Annotated in this window: 16 protein-coding genes and 3 pseudogenes; 2 read left to right on the top strand and 17 right to left on the bottom strand. The window is 55.4% G+C overall.

The genetic code is table 11. The features are described 5' to 3' along the window. Positions 1 to 10 precede the first annotated feature (10 nt). The 16 genes and pseudogenes from ACQ86N_RS05100 to ACQ86N_RS05025 all read right to left on the bottom strand — a co-directional run bounded on the left by ACQ86N_RS05100 (position 11) and on the right by ACQ86N_RS05025 (position 14,063). On the bottom strand, positions 11 to 967 hold the full coding sequence (locus ACQ86N_RS05100; protein WP_431214233.1) for a beta-galactosidase: 957 nt from the start codon (positions 965 to 967) through the stop codon (positions 11 to 13). A gap of 302 nt (positions 968 to 1,269) precedes the next feature. Beyond that, positions 1,270 to 1,452, bottom strand: a pseudogene (locus ACQ86N_RS05095) (beta-galactosidase); the annotation flags it as partial. Then, positions 1,439 to 1,834, bottom strand: coding sequence for a beta-galactosidase (locus ACQ86N_RS05090; RefSeq protein WP_431214232.1), 396 nt, complete (start codon positions 1,832 to 1,834; stop codon positions 1,439 to 1,441). The gene ACQ86N_RS05090 and the pseudogene ACQ86N_RS05095, both read right to left, overlap by 14 nt. Continuing rightward, a complete protein-coding gene (locus tag ACQ86N_RS05085) occupies positions 1,818 to 2,042 on the bottom strand; it encodes an alpha-N-acetylglucosaminidase C-terminal domain-containing protein (RefSeq protein ID WP_431217997.1) in 225 nt (74 codons plus the stop codon). Before ACQ86N_RS05085 ends, ACQ86N_RS05090 begins: the two co-directional genes overlap by 17 nt. 97 nt (positions 2,043 to 2,139) lie before the next feature. After that, positions 2,140 to 4,122, bottom strand: a pseudogene (locus tag ACQ86N_RS05080) (alpha-N-acetylglucosaminidase); the annotation flags it as partial. Further along, positions 4,004 to 4,357, bottom strand: a complete 354-nt coding sequence (locus ACQ86N_RS05075) for a RagB/SusD family nutrient uptake outer membrane protein (RefSeq protein ID WP_431217996.1) — start codon at positions 4,355 to 4,357, stop codon at positions 4,004 to 4,006. The gene ACQ86N_RS05075 and the pseudogene ACQ86N_RS05080, both read right to left, overlap by 119 nt. Next, on the bottom strand, positions 4,354 to 4,581 hold the full coding sequence (locus tag ACQ86N_RS05070; protein WP_431214231.1) for a hypothetical protein: 228 nt from the start codon (positions 4,579 to 4,581) through the stop codon (positions 4,354 to 4,356). Before ACQ86N_RS05070 ends, ACQ86N_RS05075 begins: the two co-directional genes overlap by 4 nt. Before the next feature lie 188 nt (positions 4,582 to 4,769). Continuing rightward, entirely contained in the window at positions 4,770 to 4,931 is a 162-nt protein-coding gene (locus tag ACQ86N_RS05065; protein ID WP_431214230.1) for a hypothetical protein, read from the bottom strand. Then, positions 4,910 to 5,581 carry a RagB/SusD family nutrient uptake outer membrane protein gene (locus ACQ86N_RS05060; protein ID WP_431214229.1) on the bottom strand — a complete coding sequence of 224 codons (672 nt, stop codon included), beginning with the start codon at positions 5,579 to 5,581 and terminating at the stop codon, positions 4,910 to 4,912. Before ACQ86N_RS05060 ends, ACQ86N_RS05065 begins: the two co-directional genes overlap by 22 nt. Positions 5,582 to 5,605: 24 nt before the next feature. Then, positions 5,606 to 6,847: a hypothetical protein gene (locus ACQ86N_RS05055; protein ID WP_431214228.1), complete on the bottom strand. Its 1,242-nt coding sequence runs from the start codon at positions 6,845 to 6,847 to the stop codon at positions 5,606 to 5,608. A 91-nt stretch (positions 6,848 to 6,938) separates the two neighbouring features. Next, entirely contained in the window at positions 6,939 to 9,038 is a 2,100-nt protein-coding gene (locus tag ACQ86N_RS05050; protein WP_431214227.1) for a SusC/RagA family TonB-linked outer membrane protein, read from the bottom strand. A gap of 4 nt (positions 9,039 to 9,042) precedes the next feature. Further along, complete coding sequence (locus ACQ86N_RS05045; protein ID WP_431217995.1) at positions 9,043 to 9,540, bottom strand: FecR family protein; 498 nt, start codon at positions 9,538 to 9,540, stop codon at positions 9,043 to 9,045. A 41-nt stretch (positions 9,541 to 9,581) separates the two neighbouring features. Continuing rightward, complete coding sequence (locus ACQ86N_RS05040) at positions 9,582 to 10,073, bottom strand: hypothetical protein (protein WP_431214226.1); 492 nt, start codon at positions 10,071 to 10,073, stop codon at positions 9,582 to 9,584. A gap of 66 nt (positions 10,074 to 10,139) precedes the next feature. Continuing rightward, complete coding sequence (locus ACQ86N_RS05035; RefSeq protein WP_431214225.1) at positions 10,140 to 10,682, bottom strand: RNA polymerase sigma factor; 543 nt, start codon at positions 10,680 to 10,682, stop codon at positions 10,140 to 10,142. A 409-nt stretch (positions 10,683 to 11,091) separates the two neighbouring features. Then, positions 11,092 to 11,370 (bottom strand): annotated as a pseudogene (locus tag ACQ86N_RS05030) (hypothetical protein); the annotation flags it as partial. After that, the gene (locus ACQ86N_RS05025) at positions 11,298 to 14,063 is read right to left on the bottom strand and encodes a VCBS repeat-containing protein (protein WP_431214224.1); all 2,766 of its coding nucleotides are present in this window, start codon (positions 14,061 to 14,063) and stop codon (positions 11,298 to 11,300) included. The gene ACQ86N_RS05025 and the pseudogene ACQ86N_RS05030, both read right to left, overlap by 73 nt. A 31-nt stretch (positions 14,064 to 14,094) precedes the next feature. Between ACQ86N_RS05025 and ACQ86N_RS05020 the strand changes: the two genes are divergently transcribed. Both ACQ86N_RS05020 and ACQ86N_RS05015 read left to right on the top strand, forming a co-directional pair. Further along, positions 14,095 to 14,994 (top strand): hypothetical protein, encoded by a 900-nt coding sequence (locus ACQ86N_RS05020; RefSeq protein WP_431214223.1) that lies wholly within the window; start codon positions 14,095 to 14,097, stop codon positions 14,992 to 14,994. 6 nt (positions 14,995 to 15,000) lie between these two features. Then, the gene (locus ACQ86N_RS05015) at positions 15,001 to 15,609 is read left to right on the top strand and encodes a hypothetical protein (RefSeq protein WP_431214222.1); all 609 of its coding nucleotides are present in this window, start codon (positions 15,001 to 15,003) and stop codon (positions 15,607 to 15,609) included. Between the two features lies 1 nt (position 15,610). Here the strand turns inward: ACQ86N_RS05015 and ACQ86N_RS05010 are convergent, their stop codons facing one another. Beyond that, a complete protein-coding gene (locus ACQ86N_RS05010; protein ID WP_431214221.1) occupies positions 15,611 to 16,294 on the bottom strand; it encodes a DUF1345 domain-containing protein in 684 nt (227 codons plus the stop codon). Between the last annotated feature and the right edge of the window lie 69 nt (positions 16,295 to 16,363).

Here is a 16,363-nt window from a genome sequence, read left to right as displayed (position 1 = left end):
AAACAACCCTTTACGCGCCACGGAATCCAGTCCCCCGATATACGCCGCCAGCTTGTCCCTTCCGTCGTGCGCGGTAAACACCGCCAGCAGGTGACGGCCCTTCGTCAAATGCAGGGCAATTGCCCCCCTCCTTTATATTCACCGCACCCAGAGCCTTTCCGTCCAGAAACCCCAGCCCCCGGTCTGCGCCTTCCACCAGTAAAGTATAATCGCCATCGCCCGGCGCCTCCACCCAGGTCCTGTACCAGGCATCCGCGGTACTGTCTCCATCCGCGCCCATCTGCAGCGGCTCCGGCGACGACTTCCAGTCATGATCGTCGAAGCCCGGCATAGCCATCCTCGTCATCGGCGCCCTCGTCCAGCTCCACGGACCAACCCGCGTAGCCGGCAGCGAATGACTACCGGTGGAAAAAAATTGCCGCACGCCATGCGCCGTATATACAACCGCATGAACGGTATCATCCGGATCCTCCGTCACCATCGATCCCTCCGCCAACCGCAGAGTACCCACAAACTTCGGCCCGCACACGATCGTGTCCCCAATGACCCAGCAACGTTCCGCCCCCTCAAAGTTCGTCACCAGCACATTCGATCCACCAACATCATATTTTTCCGGCAACAACCCATCCGGCACCCGCACACTGATCTCCTTACCACCCTCAAACCTAAGTACCATCATACTCCCTGCCTTTCCATACACCACCAGTCCCGCGCCACACCGGGCCAGCAACTTCGCCGAATCCCCCGTCACCCGGACATAGCCGTCAACGGCAACGCCGCTATCCGAAAAATGAACCCTCCGCCCGGCCAGCTCTTCCGCAAAACTCCTCGCAAACAGAGCCGTTTTTTTAAAACTATAGTATATCGGCCGCAGATCACCCGCCTGCCCGACAGCCGCCCCATAGTCGTAGGAAGCAGCGTCTTCATCATTATTCGTATAGCCAAAATTACTTCCGCCATAAGCCATATAGTAGTTGTATCCGCCACCACCCCGCTGGATGATCTTCCAAGTCCGCGCCTCAAAAGACGCGCCTCCGCGGGCCCGGACCCATATCCGTTATACCACACGCTCCAGAACTCCGTCGTGAACCAGGGATTCGGCCGTGCCGGGTCGTAGAGTGTCGGGGCATCCCCCGCAGGATCGCTCGAATGGTGCAGACCACTAAAAAAATAAGGCACTTCAACGCCCAGTTCCAGCGCCTTCCGCTGCAAAAAATCAAAATAGGCATTCGGCTTGTCCGTCCCCCATCCCAGCGGATGCTCGTTCTCCAGCTGCACCATGATCACCGGTCCGCCCCGATGTATCTGATTCGCGGCAACGATCGGCACCACCCTGTCAAAAAAGCGCCCCACATATTTTTCGAATTCAGCGTTGTGCTCCCGCACCCGCACCCCGGTCTTAAACTTCAGCCACAACGGATAACCCCCGTTGTCCCACTCACGCACAGTCATAGGGGCCAACCCTCACAATGGCATACATCCCCATCCGGGCAACCAGCCGCAGGAACTCCCCCAAATCCTTGTCCCCGCCAAACTCAAATTTCCCACCGGCTGGCTCATGAAAATTCCAGAAGACATATACCTCCACGCAGTTAAACCCCGCCCGCTGCAGCCGCAGCAGCCGGTCCTCCCACAAACCCCTGGGCACCCGCGCATACTCTATCCCCGCCGATACCAAAAAGGTCCGCCGTCCATGGATAAAGAATCCCTTACTGTCGAAATGAATATAGCGACTCGCAATTGCCGCCTCCGGAAAGATATGATCATTCGGCTCCTGTGCCTGGACTATGCCAAGCCACAGCACCGCCAACAACCAACTATAAACGTGACGCATATTTCTTGTAGATCCCCTTCACGACCTCGACCGCATCCCCCACCGGTTCTTCCGAATAATTTCCCCCGGTGCTGTTCACCCATTTCCACTCCCAGTCCTTTATATTCTGCTCGAACACCGTGGTCTCCATCCGGTCGCCAATTTCCATCTTGTGCCGCAGGACGTCGAAATACTTCTGCCAGCGCGGCTTGTAAAAATCCTTTATCAAACCCGCCCACTGCCGGCAGGAGTATTCGTGCGAGACCGCTCTCCTTGTCTCCCCACAGCGTCACCAGGTCCCGCGCATTCTTCTCATACAGGTCCTTCTCCGCGGCGTCGGCGCCACAACGACGCGCATCGCCGATCCAGCGCCCAAGCAGGAATTCCTTCCGCGTCGCCAGCAGCCTGTCCATATCGTCCATCAATTCCAGGAACTCCCCGGTGTATTTATCATATCCCGCCTTATCATGCTGCAAATAGGCCAGCACCCATTTCTGCTGTATGGGTAGTGCATAGTTCGCCAGCACCTGCCGCGTTATGTCCACAAGGTCATACCGGAAGCCATCGCTTGCGCCCAGCAGATCCGCCTCTCCCACGAACAGGCTCCATGCTTTCACCAGCTGTACCGGCTCGTAGTCCAGCACCGTCCTCACCCGGTCTCCCCACACGTCCGTCATCGGCCGCGATACGATAATAGACTCCGGCCCCCCTTCACCCAACCCACCCTTATAAACTGTCTCTGACAATATCTTCCACGCCTCCCCGATCTTCTCATCCTCCAGACCATACCGCTGAACGGCATACCGGCGAAGCCAGTCCGAAAGATCGATAACACTGTCCCGCCACACATTGTCGAGCATCAGCTGAAACAGGGCGGGGTTTTGCTCGATCCCTTCCGGTGTCAGTCCAATTCCCCTCATCTTCCCGGCCGACGGATCATGCAGAGCCCTGGAAGGCCCGGCCGCCACAGCATCCATCCTTCCCCATAGCGAGATATTACCCCCAAAATTCTGTAGCATATCCCAGATCCAGGGCTTTCCGTAGTAGGCCGAAGTCCGGTTCCATACCGGGTGACTCTCGCTGTAGAGATCGAGTACGATCATCTGGTTATCCGGAACGGCTTTCAGCAGGGCCTGTATCTGCGGCTGCTTCCAGTAGCTCGCGTTATAGTGGAACATCCACCCCTGCATCACCCAGACGGCCCCTGGGTCCGCGCCCGCCATGGACGCGAATACTTTCCTGCTCATCCCGCTGAGATAGGTGGAATCATCCGTCGGAGGCGTATTCTCGTTGAAGGTGTCCGCGGAATAGAAATGATCGGTGCCGTATTCCTTTGTCTGCGCCTCGATGAAAAGATGCCCGACCTTCTCGAACATCGGGTCTGAAGGGTCGAGTATATACACGTCGTCAAAACCCGCTCCCCAATTCGTCTTCTTCACTTTTGCACCCGGGAAGCGCTGCGTGAACCCGGCCGGTACATGGCCCGTGAACGACGCCAGCACCGGCTTCATGCCCATCGACCGCTCAGCCCCGAGTATTTTCTTCTGCAGCTCGCGGTGCGAATCCATCCAGTGCTGCGGCAGGGGGCCGCCCCATCCGTCCAGATTCCCCATCCAGAACCAGCTGAAATACGCCGGCCCGCAAAAGAACCGGTCCAGCTCGCCGTCGCTGAAGCCCATTTTCCGGTAGACCTGCTGCCAGATCGCCTCTTCACCGGTAAGGGCCAGCGGCATATTGATCCCGTTGAGGGTCATCCAGTCGATCTCCCGCTGCCACCGCGCCCAGTCCCACCAGGCCATCGAATAGTTGAACGTGCAGTAGTTGATATAATACCTGTACTGATACGGTGTCTCACGGTGAACCCGTCCCTTCACAAGAGGCAGAGCAGCCGGCAGCCGCAGGTCAACTCCATTCCAGGTGATCAGACTGTGGCAGTATTCCCGCAGGTAACAATTGAGCGCAGAACCCACACTCAACCCGTTACTCCCCCGCAAAAGGATCTTCCCGCCCCTGCTTTCGAGCTCAAAGACATCCCTGCCACCCGCGGGCGCAATATACTCGACCACAAATGCTGAGGCCCTGTCCCCAACCACCCGCTGAACAAAAGCTCCCACGGCAGCCTTGTCCAGCTGACTATAACCAAGTTGACCACAGACCAGGGCGATAGCGACGACGACGAATCTTCTCAAATTAGTAATTCGGATTTTGTTTGATAATGCCTTTACTCTCGTCGACGATCTGCTGAGGTATCGGCATATAATAATCTTTTGGCCTCGTAAAGGTACGGGGAGGAATGACAGTAGCGCCATTAAATGGCGGCAAAGGTGAAGCCGCCATCGGCTTGCTCACTATCGTATCGATATTGACCAGCTTGTCCTTGTCCCAGCGAAGCAGGTCCTGCCAGCGCGTGTTCTCGGCGCCAAGCTCTACCCGGCGCTCGTGCACCAGGTCCCGCATCGTCGCCCCGCTCTTCGGCAGCAACCCGGCGCGGATCCGCACTTTGTTCAACTCTGCATCTCCGCTGCCGGGACCACTCTGCCTTATCTTAGCCTCAGCAAGCAGCAGATAAACATCCGCGCTGCGCAGCAGGGCTGCTTGAGGTTGAAATCGATCATGCCATCGTGCGTGGGGTTGCCATCGGACACAAAGGCCGTATATTTCCGGACCGCATAGCCCGTCGCAGACATGGACGGCAGCATCCGGCCCGTCGACTGGCCGGTCATGCCCGTAAACATCTGGACTGCATCCGGGGCCTCGATCTGAACCATATTCTTCTGGTAGGGAAGGGAGTCGCCGACGGATATCAGCGTAGCCCGTTTGCGAACGCTATCCGCCTTCTCGAACTCCTCCGCGAAATTCTCGGTCGGCTGGTGGAAACCCCAGCCCTGCCAGGCGCGGATCGTAAAATACTGGCCGATGGCCGAGCTCGGAACATTCGAGGTCAGCTGGCTGTTATTCAGACGGCAAATAAGATCTCAGAGTTGCTCTCCTGATTGCCTACAGTAAAATTATCCGTGTAGTCTCCGGCCAGTGCATAGTTTTTGTCGTTGAAAACAAAAGTGCCGTATTTGATCGCATCGGCAAGCCGGTCTTCGGTCATATACAACTTGCACAGCATCCCCCATGCAGCCCCTGCGGCACCCTGCCCCTGTCCGCATCCTGATAGGTCTCCGGCAGCATGCTTGCCGCCGCCAGAAAATCCGCCTCCGCCAGCGCACGAACGCTGTCGACCGAAGACTTGGCCACATTATAGTTGACGTCGGTCACATTCTTCTCCGTAATGATCGGCACTTCACCGTAGATCTCACTGAGGACAAAATAGGCGTAGCCTCTCAGGAAATGCGCTTCACCCAGCGAACGCTGACGGATCGCATCATCCATCACCGGCACCTTCGGGATATAGATCAGCGCATTATTGGCCCTGGCGATCTGCTCATACGCAAACGACCAGGTGACTCCAATGATCTGCTGCGTCGCATCCGCGTTGAATACGCCCACCGCCTTGAAGTCGGGGTGGTCGCCCGCGACATAGATATCATCCGACTGGTCGTCGAAAACATAGATATGATGTCCTATCCAGTCTTCCGTATAAAGAACGTTATAGATACCGTTGATGCCGGCAATAACGTCGGCCTGGTTGCGCCAGTAGTTGCCGGTATTGTACTGCCCGCTCTGCACCTGGTCCAGCGGATGCTTGATACAGCCCGCGACCACCGCAGCCGTCACCACCACCAGGGAACCCAATATTATATTGTTGCGTAGTTTCATATTGTCTTTTTTGAAGGGTTAAGGTTAAAAGCTTACGGTAGCCCCAAAAGTGATATTACGCGACTGGGGATACTGCGCTACATCCACTCCACGCTGCACTCCTGGCGTAGAGGAATACGGATGCGGCTCGCTGGGACCGGAAGAACCGGGATTCGTATAACCCAGTTCCGGAGTATATCCCTTGTACCCGGTAAGGGTAAAGACATTGTAGCTGCTGACATAGACCCTTATCTCGGGGAGCTTCACGTCGCCGATCTGCTGCTTAGGTAGGGTATACCCGATCGACGCACTCTTCAGCGTGACATAGGCTCCGTTCTTTACCCAGAGGTCGGACGACCTGTAGTTGTCATTTAGGTTATAGGTGGAAAGCCTCGGAATGCTGTTGCTCGTACCTGCCCCATGCCAGCGGCCGTTCTGCTCCGCATACCAGTTGTATACCTGCGTCGCGTCCAGCCCGACCAGACGGTCGGCGTCGTACAGCTGAAATCCGGTAGCGCCCGTAAAATTGAAACTCAGGTCAAATCCCTTGTAGTTGACCGAACCATGAACGCCGAATACAAACCTGGGATTAGGATCTCCCAGTCTCACCCTGTCCTTGTCGTCGATCACGCCGTCCCCGTTGATGTCCCGGAAATGTACGTCCCCCGGCTTGATATCACCTTTGTTGGGATCGTTGGCGACATCCGCGGACTTGTCGATATCGGCCTGGGTCTGGTAGAGACCATTCGTCTTATAGCCATAGAAGGAGGCGATCGGTTGTCCCTCATAAGTCCTCGAAATATCCACGTTCTCACGTCCGTACAACGGAGCGCCGATATAGGCGGCATCCCCGAACAGTTTGGTCACCTTGTTTCTGAGGAACGATCCGTTGGCGCCGAACGAATAGCCCAGCTTGCCTGCGGTGTTCGAATAGTTGAGCTCGAGCTCGATGCCATGGTTGTTGATCTTCCCCAGATTGAGGTCGGGCAGCCGGATATTCCCGGCGTCGTCGCTGGCCAGACCATTACCGCCGTTCTGTGCGCCAAAGGTTTCTACCAGCTGATAGGGTATCAGCATGTCCGAAGTATTCTTATTGAAGTAAGTGATGGTCGCCGTGAGGTGGTTGTTCAGGGTCGCCAGTTCCGCGCTGATATTCGTCATGACCGCGCGCTCCCAGGTGATATTCGGGTTCGCGATGCTGATCACATAGGCGCCGTTCTGGTAGACGGTTCCCGTGCCCGTGCTGTAGCCGTATCCACCTCCGCCGAAGCCCGCCGCCGCCGCCATACCCGATACCGCTGAGGTACTGGAAGTCGCCGATATTCTGATTACCCAGCTGTCCCCACCCTCCCGTGATCTTCAGGGTATTTAGCGAATTTCACGTTGTCGCGGAAAAGTCCTCGTCGGAGATCCGCCATCCTGCAGAGAACGCAGGGAAATAGCCCCAGCGCTTGCCCGGCGCGAACTTGCTGCTGCCGTCAGCCCTGAACGTGCCCGTCAGCAAATATTTACCCATGAAGGAATAGTTGGCGCGTACGAAATACGACTGCAGACCCGCCGTCGGCACGTTGAATCCGGAGTTGCCCGCACTGCTGCTGTTGCCCAGGTTGAGCACCCGCTGATAGGCGCTGGTGTCGTCGTATCCCACGCGGGTCGCGTTGAAATAATTTCCCTTGAAGGTCTGGGCGGAGTATCCACCCGTGAAGGTCAGGCTGTGTGAGCCGAACAGTTTGTTATAGGTCAGATAGTATTCCTCGAGGAACGACCAGCTCTTGCCCGAGCCCCGGGTCAGGGTCGCAGTAGAAGGGCCGCGGGTCTGGTTGGCCAGCGCATTGTCGAACTCATAAAAGTCCTCCGTCTGCTGATCATAGCCATAGTTGGCCCTAAGTTTCAACCCCTTCAGTATTTCCAGTTCTGCGTATCCGTTGGCCAGGATCCGGTCGAATTTATCGGACTTGTCTACCTCTGTGGCCGTCGCTACCGGGTTGTTGATATCCCCCAGCTGGTTGTCCGCCTTCGAGCTGCCCCAGCTGCCATCCGGATTGACTACCGGTATGCCGGGATTAAATCGGATCGCGCTCCACACCAACCCCGTCTGAGACGATTTTGTATTCGGCGCGGCCCCGTCCGTATGCGAATAGACGATATTCTCGCCCACCTTCAGCCGGTCGAATATCTTGTGCTCCGAGTTGATGCGGAAACTGTATCGTTTGAAATAGGAATTGACGATCATCCCCTTTTGGTCGAAATAGTTGCCGGAAAAGCTGTAGGTACTGTTGGGATTCCCGCCCCTCACCGCAAAGTCCGCATTCTGCGTATGCCCGGTATTGAACAGCGCCCGCTGCCAGTCCGTCTTCTGAGTGCTGTAGGTATTTCCAAGCCATACGCCGGGCACCGGCAGGCCGTCGTTGTTGTAGGCTTCCTGTTTCAGTTTCACAAGATCAGGCGCAGTCAGCAGGTCCAGATACCTGGCCGCCTTGTCGAAGCCCCAGTAGTAACCCGCACTGGTCTTCATCTGCTCGCCGAAACTTCCCTTCTTTGTCGTTATCAGTACAACGCCGTTCGCCGCACGGCTTCCGTAGATGGCCGAGGCGCTGGCGTCCTTCAGTATTTCTATGGAGGCGATATCATTGGGGTTTACATCATTCAGACCCGTAGCCGGTACGCCGTCGATGACTACCAGCGGATCCGAATTGTTCAGCGTACCCGTACCACGGATACGAATGCTGGGCTCGCTGCCGGGAGAACCATCGTCCCTGATGATATCCACACCCGCAGCACGCCCCTGCAGCGCATCACCCGCATTGCTCACCGGCAGATTCCTGAAATCCTCGCCTTTTACAGTGGCGATACTGCCGGTCACGTCCCGTTTGCGCTGCGCGCCATATCCCACCACGACCGCATCGGCAAGACCGGTAGCATTGGGCTGCATCTGTACGGCGACAGCTTTATCGGAGCCTACAGCAATTCGCTGCTCCTTGTAGCCGACATAGCTGATCACCAACTCGTCTCCCGCCAAAGCATCGATGCTGAAATTACCGTTCTCATCCGTCTGAACGGCGCGTCCGCCACGACCCAGCTTCACCGTTACGCCGCCCAGCGGCTTACCGCCTTCATCGGTGATCTTCCCCTTAACGGCCGTATCGGGTTTGGCCTCATGCGAAGGCGGATCCGGCTGTTTTACGGGAATGATGATGACTTTGCGGCCGTCCCTGATCGTATACCCGAACTTCCCTGCCAGCACCCGGTCGAGGATACTGGGAAGCGAAGCGTCGGTGACATCGAGGTCCACCTTTCCGAGCTGCCGGAGATAGTCGTTGTTGTAAAAGAATCGGTACCTGCTTTCTTTCTGAATAGCATTGAAGATCTCGTGCGCTCCCACCTGCTTGAGGTGAAAGCTGAACGTCTCCTGGGAATAGCCATGAGCTGACACCTGCAGACAGACCGCCATCAGCAGGACAAAACATACTCGCACCATAAATTTAGTTTTGGTTGGCAACAATCCTTACCATGTTGCTGTCTATTTGATAATTGAACTTCGTCGTCATCTTTAGAATGTCCAGAGCCTGCTGCAGGGTCTCCTTCTCGAATACGCCGCTGACGTGCTCGTGTTTCAGCCCGTCATCCCCGAACTCGACACGCACCGCATACCGCCGTTCCAGCTGCACGGCCACATCCTCAAAGGTCTCGTTGTTGAACACCATCTTGTTATCCATCCACGCGGTCTCCGCGACGGTCTCCGTGCGATCGGCCTGTGGAAGCAACTGCACCTGATAGCGGAGTTCATTCTCCACGATCGTACCGCCCTTCACTTCTCCTTTCACTACCGTCAGCTTCTCGTGCGGGGAAAGCAATATCTTCTTTTCGGGATCGTCGTTCATGATCACCTGTATCTTCCCGCTGATCAGCGTCGCCGAAACTTTCTCGTCCTCGCGGTAAGCCTTCACGTCGAACCTTGTCCCCAATACCCGTACCGTTATTTTACCCGTATGAACAAAGAATGGCTGGTGAGCGCGCTCGGCTACGTCAAAAAAGCCTCTCCTTCCAGCTGGACCTCCCGCGTCTTCCCGCTAAAGGTTTTGGGGTACAGCAGGCGACTGCCCGCATTCAGCCAGACCTGCGTCCCATCCTCCAGCACCAGCATCGTCTTCTTCCCGTATTCCACCTGTGTGGAACCATACATCGTCGACTGCGCCGGCTCGCTGCTCCACCGGTAAACACCCCATCCCGTCGTCACGAATACCACAGCCGCCGCCGCCCATTTCCACCGCATCAGCCTTATCACGCCGGCCTTGCGTCTGCCGCCGGTCGCATTATTCATCCGCTCTGCCAGATGGGCCCAGCCATTGCTGGCCAGCTCGGCCTCCGGCATGCTTTTTTCCACGTGTTCGGAATTCCCCTTCAGTGACATAACCACCTCTGCCAGGTACGAATATGAAGGATTGACGGACAAAAGTCGATCCAGCTCATCAAGCTCGCCCAACGAGGCCGTCTTCCCCAGTCGTTTAGCCATTAGTTCAATGACCCGGTCATATTCGGTTGAATTATCTCTCATTCTGAGAGCAGGACACAGCAATTCCTACTTTTTCTTAAAAGAAGCCGAAAAATTTTTCGGAAGGGAAGGTCTAAGCGCTTCTTCCAGCTTTTTAAGTGCTATGGTCAGTTGTGTGGTAACCGTTTTGTAGGAGATATCCAATATGGCGGCAACCTCGGCGGCGCTAAGACCGTCCTCTTTTACCAATTTGAATACCAGCTTGCAGCGTGCGGGCAGGCCGTCTATCGATGCGGCTATTTTCTTCCGCAGCTCGTCCGTGATCAGTATCTGTTCGGGGTCGGGACTCAGGTAAAAATGGTGCACCGCCCCGAGATCCCTGGGTTTACTCTGCCGCCGGTAATTGGCAGCCGTATTTTTCACCGCCACATAGAGGTACACGGAGATATTCTCGATCTGACTGATCCGCGACCGGTTCTGCCACAGCCGCAAAAAGACATCATTGACGATCTCTTCGGCCTGCTCCCTGTTCTGTACAAAGGTGAATGCGAACTGGAACAGACGGAACATATTATCCGTATAGAACTGCCGGAAAGCAGTCTCATCATTGTCAAACTGTATTCGATGCAATAGTGAGGGTTGCATAGATTTATTTCACCTGATACCTTATCGAGCTGCACCGCACCCTTGTTCTTTGCTGCTACTATCAGAAGGCCGGCAGTCGTTTTTAACGACGTAATATTACGAATATCTCCCATAATAGACAACTTCGTCAAACTATTTGGCTCCGCATCGAAGTTTCCCTTGCCGTCGCCTTTCAAAAAAACACCCATCCCCGCGTCGAGTGGACCCTGCTGTACCTTGAAGGGGAAAAAATTACCGGCCAGCAGGAGATCCTGCTTTCCGTCGCCGTCCATATCCTTTATAATTATTCCATTGACAGCGCTGACCTGCGCCTCTTCCGGAAGAGACTGCGTACGGAATTCCTTCCCTTTTTTCAGCAGCAGCAGGAGACCGGGTCGTATTGACCCTGATCGTCTTACCGGTCGCCGAGCTGCCCGGGCGTAAAAAGGTCCGTCAACTGTACATCCGCATAGTCCGCATACCTGCTGTATTTCTTTTGTTTCGAAGGCATCTGGTCAAAGAGTTCGTCCCTGGTCATATAGGGATAACTCTTCCCTTCACTGTAATAGCACAATATCGGGTCCATAACCCCGTCCCCGTCAAAATCGCCATAGGTGACCGTCAGCGGCGTCGCGGGCCCCGACCTGAACTGGGTATTGAGTCCCATATTCCCCGCCACGATATCGCTGTCTCCGTCCCCGTCGACATCTGCCGCTGCAAGGCGGCACCACCAGCCCGCCGTCTCCCCAGGCCATAGACCTTTGTGCGGTCTTCAAGCCGCCCGCTGTGATTCTCGAAGACTTCGATCGGCATGAACGGTCCGGCGACGACCAGGTCTTCCCATCCGTCCTTGTTGAGGTCCATCCACATCGCGTCCGCCACCATTCCGCAACGGCTGAGCGTGGTGTCAATCATGTCTTTTTCAAATCGGATCGAACCTTTTGTACTCTTATTCTTTAGGACGAAGCTTTCGGGTGGCGCCGGCCACTGCCCCGGCAGTACATATCCGCCAACGAACAGATCGGGCTTCCCGTCATGATCGATATCGGCCGCGCGTACGCACGAGCCGCTGGTGGTCTCCGCCGGAAGCGCACCGGCTACAAGGCGAAAATGTCCGCGTCCGTCATAGTTCTCATACAACCTGTCCTGGTATCTTCTGTCGTTAAGAGGATAGTCCGCGCCGCCGCTGACGATATAAAGGTCCGGATCGCCGTCTCCATCCGCGTCGAAGAACAGCGCATCCGAATTGGTGTAGTCCTTCGGGGCGTTCCAGGGCTGGTCGGCCGCCGCCACAAATTTTCCTTTCGCGGTCTGTATATATAGCTGACTGGCGAATCCGGCCGAGGCGCCGACAAAAAGATCGTCGAGACCGTCACCGTTGACGTCGCCGCGGGCGATCGCCGGACCGGTCTTTGACACCTGAAAAGGCAGTAAAGGAGATATCTTGAAATCAATCGTCGCCGCCTGATCATGGACAAAATCCACCCCGCTGACGCCCGTCACATCCTTGAAAACAACCCCACCCGCCGCCGCCTTCTGTGCAACGTCGGCAGCGCCCATGCTACCCTCATCCAGCGTCAGCAGCGTATCGGCTTTTACACTAGCCATATATCCCGTCTTCCCCGAAGGCCAGGTTACCAATAAGGATACCACACTGTCCTCCCCTAACCCGATATGCATTACCGGGTCTACGGATGACTGGAATCCTCTCGCCGTAAACTCCTCCAGGACCTGCCTGCCGTGCGCCGCAATTGCCTCCACCTTCGTCCCCAGGCCAAATGTATTCTTGCCGTCAGCCTTCAGCCGAAGCCGCAGATAGTGCGCCTTCGATGACTGCATGGTGTTATTTCTATAAACCAGCGCCGGTCCATTAAGATCATTGACCACAAGATCCAGATCTCCATCCCCATCTAAATCAGCATATACCGCACCGTCATGTATACCCATCTCCGTGATCCCCCACTCTTTCGTCACATCCGAAAAACCCAGCCGGTGGTCATTCCGGAAAAGATAGTTGCGGAGTTTGGTCGAAGGCATATCCTGCACCAGCCGCCACATTTCCTTTTTGTCGCCTCCGACTTCCTTGTAACCAGACGAATAACCGGAAGTATATTTCACGAAGTCGAGATTGGTGATATCCCTCAGGATGCCATTGGAGACAAAAAGGTCCTTCCAGCCGTCGTTGTCGAAGTCCGCGAACAGTGGCGCCCAGCTCCAGTCCGTACTGCTGACCCCGGCCATCTGCCCCACTTCGCTGAACAACGGCATACCGCTGCTGTCCATACCCCTGTTGAGCTGAAGGGTGTTTCGCATCTGCTGGTGGTGCAGGCCGTGGTCAACCCGCATAACGTATTTGTCGTAGGAGTCGGCCCCACGGAGCAGCTTCTGCCGGTGGTTGCCTTCGGGCAGCATGTCCAAAACCATAATATCGTCCAGCCCGTCATTGTTGTAGTCAGCAATATCCGAGCCCATCGAAAACTCCGAAATATGACCAGCCGCCTTGTCCAATACTTCGCGGAACCCACCGTTATGGTTATTCAGATAAAGAAAATCCCTTTCGTCATAGTCATTGGTGGTATAGAGATCCGGCCAGCCGTCGCCATTGACGTCACCGACCGAAACACTCAGCCCGAAATTCAGCCCGCTGCCATAGATACCCGCCTGCTCGCTGATATCCGTAAAATGCCCGTTGTCATTGCGGTAGAGACGGTTGCCGAACTGCGGATGCCTTTTCGCCCTCAGCTTGTCCGTATTGTAGAAAGGATTGTAGAACATCGCGGCGTGATTGACCATGAACATATCCAGGTCGCCGTCGTTGTCCATATCGAAAAAAGCCACCGTCGTCGTATAGGTACCCGGCGCATCCAGCCCATAGGCCTTCGCCGACTCGGTGAAGCTGGGCACTCCGTCCTTCACCCCATTATTGATATACAGCTCGTCCGCCCGGTCAGCGTCCGTCCCGGGTCCGGAATAACAGACATAAATATCCAGCAGTCCGTCGCCGTTGACATCCGCCATCACCGTCCCCGTCTTCCATTTCGGCCTCCCCTGCACTCCAGCCCGTTCGGTAACGTCTTCGAACCGGAAGTTCCCCTTATTCAGATAAAGCTTGTTCGGCCCCATATTGGCCGTAAAATAAAGATCGGGCAGTCCGTCGCCGTTGACATCCCCCACGGCTACTCCCCCGCCGTTGTAAATGTATTCGTACGTAAGTACATTATAGTCCTCGTCTTCCTTGATATCATTCCGGAAATCGATATGTGTCGAGCTCGCCGGCATCGATGTAAATACAGTCGTCGAGTCGCCGGAACCCCTGCCGTCACCGTTGCCGCAGGACAATAATACTGTGCTCGCCAGAAGGACCAGGCAGGGTTTGACTCTTTTCATATTAGACAATATTACAGTAAATTTACTCCGCATGAACAACACCTATGCCCTTCTCGCCGGCCTTTTACTGCTTTGTTCCCGGCTGACCGCATCACCCCCGTCTACACCCAATGAAGCGCTGGAATTTTTGGAAAAGACCAAACTGCCCGATTCCAGTAAATTTTGGCCCAATGTCAGACGCAGCCTTTTTATCGAGAACCTGAAAGCCAATATCACGGCTCCGCTGGCTATCTACCAGGGCAGCAATACCAATTTCTGCGGCTACGCGGCGCTTTCTTATCTGCCGCTGCACGACGACCCGCTGACCTATACCCGGTTCATGGTTGAGCTATTTGTAAAGGGAGAGGCAACATGGGGCAGGATCACCTTTACACCATCCAAAGAAGTACACCGGGCCGCGGGAACACTACGGTTCAAAGGCATCCTCGACATCCGCCCCGCCGACCAGATCTGGTTCCTCATTTTGGCGGATCATTTCCGGTCCTATCTCAACTTCTTCTGGTGCCGTTTCAAGCCCGGAGCGGAAGACACTTTCTGGGCCGCCGTCAGCTATGGGAAGTTCAACCGTATGATCAGGGACCTTATCGGCTATGAGGTCGATGCTACAGGATCGGATATCTTTCGTCCCCACTTTAAGGACCTCTACGGCTATCTGACCGAACAACTGAAAAGTGGGTATACCTATCTTTATGTGAACAACACTTATCTGCACAAGAAGAATCACGACAAGGGACGGTTCAGGAACAGCTTCCCCACGCATTTTATCGTACTCTCCTCCATCCGGAAGGCGGACGACGACCCGGAGAGCGATATGGTCGATATCGTATACTGGGACTATGGCGGCCGCACACTAAGACAGGTCAGCCTCCGGTTTCTTAAAAAGATCATTTTTGGAGTGACGCACTGCTCGCCTCCGTCAACGACAAAATAAAACTCTATGCGCCATCGACCTGGACTATATATCGTGTTTTTGCTGGTGCTCATCCAGGGCATGTCCTGTACGACCATCAATATTTCCAACTATTACCGCAAGAACCGGCCGATCCTCGACAGCATCGAAGAGACCTTCCGCTCGGCCTATGCCCAAAAACCGTTCTCGATCGAATTCACAGACCGGCCCTTCAACCGCCTTTCGCTCGAGCTCATCACCGACACCCTCACCTATATCTACGAATACAATGTAGGCGAACCCCGTCTCCAGGACACCCTGCTCCGCTATGGCTACGACACCGCCGCCATCAACTACATTATCTCCAATATGCGCTCGATGGAATGTACCTGGGTCGACAACCTGAACTACTGGACCTATCCCGACGTAAAGAAACATTCCCTCGTCTACATCTCCCTCTGGCCCCGCGTTTTCAACTCCCCCTTCGTCAACAAAAAATACTATATCCTCACCTACTTCCAGCAGCCCCAGTACTACGACGCCGAAGGCCGCCTCCTCGTCGGCCGCCGCCTGCGCCGCATCCGGAAGTTCAATGCGGAGACGTTCCGCCGCGTGACGGACCGCGTGGCGTATACGATCTCGGACAGGTTCAGGTAGATCAATTCCTTATATCCACGATCACATTGATCGTCAGCGCCACGATCACGGTATTGAAAAGAAAGGAAAGCACCCCATGCACCAGCGCGACGCGCCGGATCACCCTGGAGGATATCTCGATATCGGAAACCTGAAAGGTCATACCGATCACAAAGGCGAAGTAGGCGAAGTCGAGGTAGTCCGGCCACAGCTCGTTGGGGATCTGCAGTCCGACGGTGTGTATATCGGGGTCCAGCGGATGGTCGCCGTAATAGAGCAGGGCGTAGCGGTAGGCGAACATGGTATGCAGTAACACCCAGGAGCAGGCGACCCCGGACAGGTATATAAAGGTCTCGATGCTTTTGTTCAGCAGCCACGCATTCCTGTTGCCGAGCAGCAGCATTACCCCGAGCAGGCTGCCGATGATCGCCACAAGAACGATAAAAAAGACCACGATCCGGCCGGCGTCCTCCGTCTTGGCCAGTACCCGAATCTGTCGCGGCCGCATGCTGGCGAAGATGACCCCGCTGATAACGATCATGCAAATGCTGAAACAGTCCCATCCGATCATGATGCGCGTCAGCCCCTCCATACGGATCGGCAGAAGTCCGGCCGAGATGATGGTGGCGACCGCAAAACTGACGATAAGTTTGTAAACAGCTGGTAACCGGTGCATCCAGTTGGGACAATTGATATAGTTCGCCATAACGTTGTAAATTAGCACAAAGCCTCCTAAGCAAAAAATTAGCCCCCGGCTCCCGCGGGAAAATATTCG

The organism is Puia sp. P3 (assembly GCF_050632245.1).
Classification (GTDB): domain Bacteria; phylum Bacteroidota; class Bacteroidia; order Chitinophagales; family Chitinophagaceae; genus Puia.
This window is presented reverse-complemented; position numbering and strand designations above follow the sequence as displayed.

What these genes read in the sequence shown, in the direction of transcription:
- ACQ86N_RS05100 (WP_431214233.1), bottom strand. Translation starts at nt 967, where the DNA reads ATGGCTTATGGCGGAAGTAATTTTGGCTATACGAATAATGATGAAGAC.
- ACQ86N_RS05090 (WP_431214232.1), bottom strand. Translation starts at nt 1,834, where the DNA reads ATGCGTCACGTTTATAGTTGGTTGTTGGCGGTGCTGTGGCTTGGCATA.
- ACQ86N_RS05070 (WP_431214231.1), bottom strand. Translation starts at nt 4,581, where the DNA reads ATGGTTCAGATCGAGGCCCCGGATGCAGTCCAGATGTTTACGGGCATG.
- ACQ86N_RS05065 (WP_431214230.1), bottom strand. Translation starts at nt 4,931, where the DNA reads ATGCTGTGCAAGTTGTATATGACCGAAGACCGGCTTGCCGATGCGATC.
- ACQ86N_RS05060 (WP_431214229.1), bottom strand. Translation starts at nt 5,581, where the DNA reads ATGAAACTACGCAACAATATAATATTGGGTTCCCTGGTGGTGGTGACG.
- ACQ86N_RS05055 (WP_431214228.1), bottom strand. Translation starts at nt 6,847, where the DNA reads ATGGCGGCGGCGGCGGGCTTCGGCGGAGGTGGATACGGCTACAGCACG.
- ACQ86N_RS05050 (WP_431214227.1), bottom strand. Translation starts at nt 9,038, where the DNA reads ATGGTGCGAGTATGTTTTGTCCTGCTGATGGCGGTCTGTCTGCAGGTG.
- ACQ86N_RS05040 (WP_431214226.1), bottom strand. Translation starts at nt 10,073, where the DNA reads ATGGCTAAACGACTGGGGAAGACGGCCTCGTTGGGCGAGCTTGATGAG.
- ACQ86N_RS05025 (WP_431214224.1), bottom strand. Translation starts at nt 14,063, where the DNA reads ATGAAAAGAGTCAAACCCTGCCTGGTCCTTCTGGCGAGCACAGTATTA.
- ACQ86N_RS05020 (WP_431214223.1), top strand. Translation starts at nt 14,095, where the DNA reads ATGAACAACACCTATGCCCTTCTCGCCGGCCTTTTACTGCTTTGTTCC.
- ACQ86N_RS05015 (WP_431214222.1), top strand. Translation starts at nt 15,001, where the DNA reads ATGCGCCATCGACCTGGACTATATATCGTGTTTTTGCTGGTGCTCATC.
- ACQ86N_RS05010 (WP_431214221.1), bottom strand. Translation starts at nt 16,294, where the DNA reads ATGGCGAACTATATCAATTGTCCCAACTGGATGCACCGGTTACCAGCT.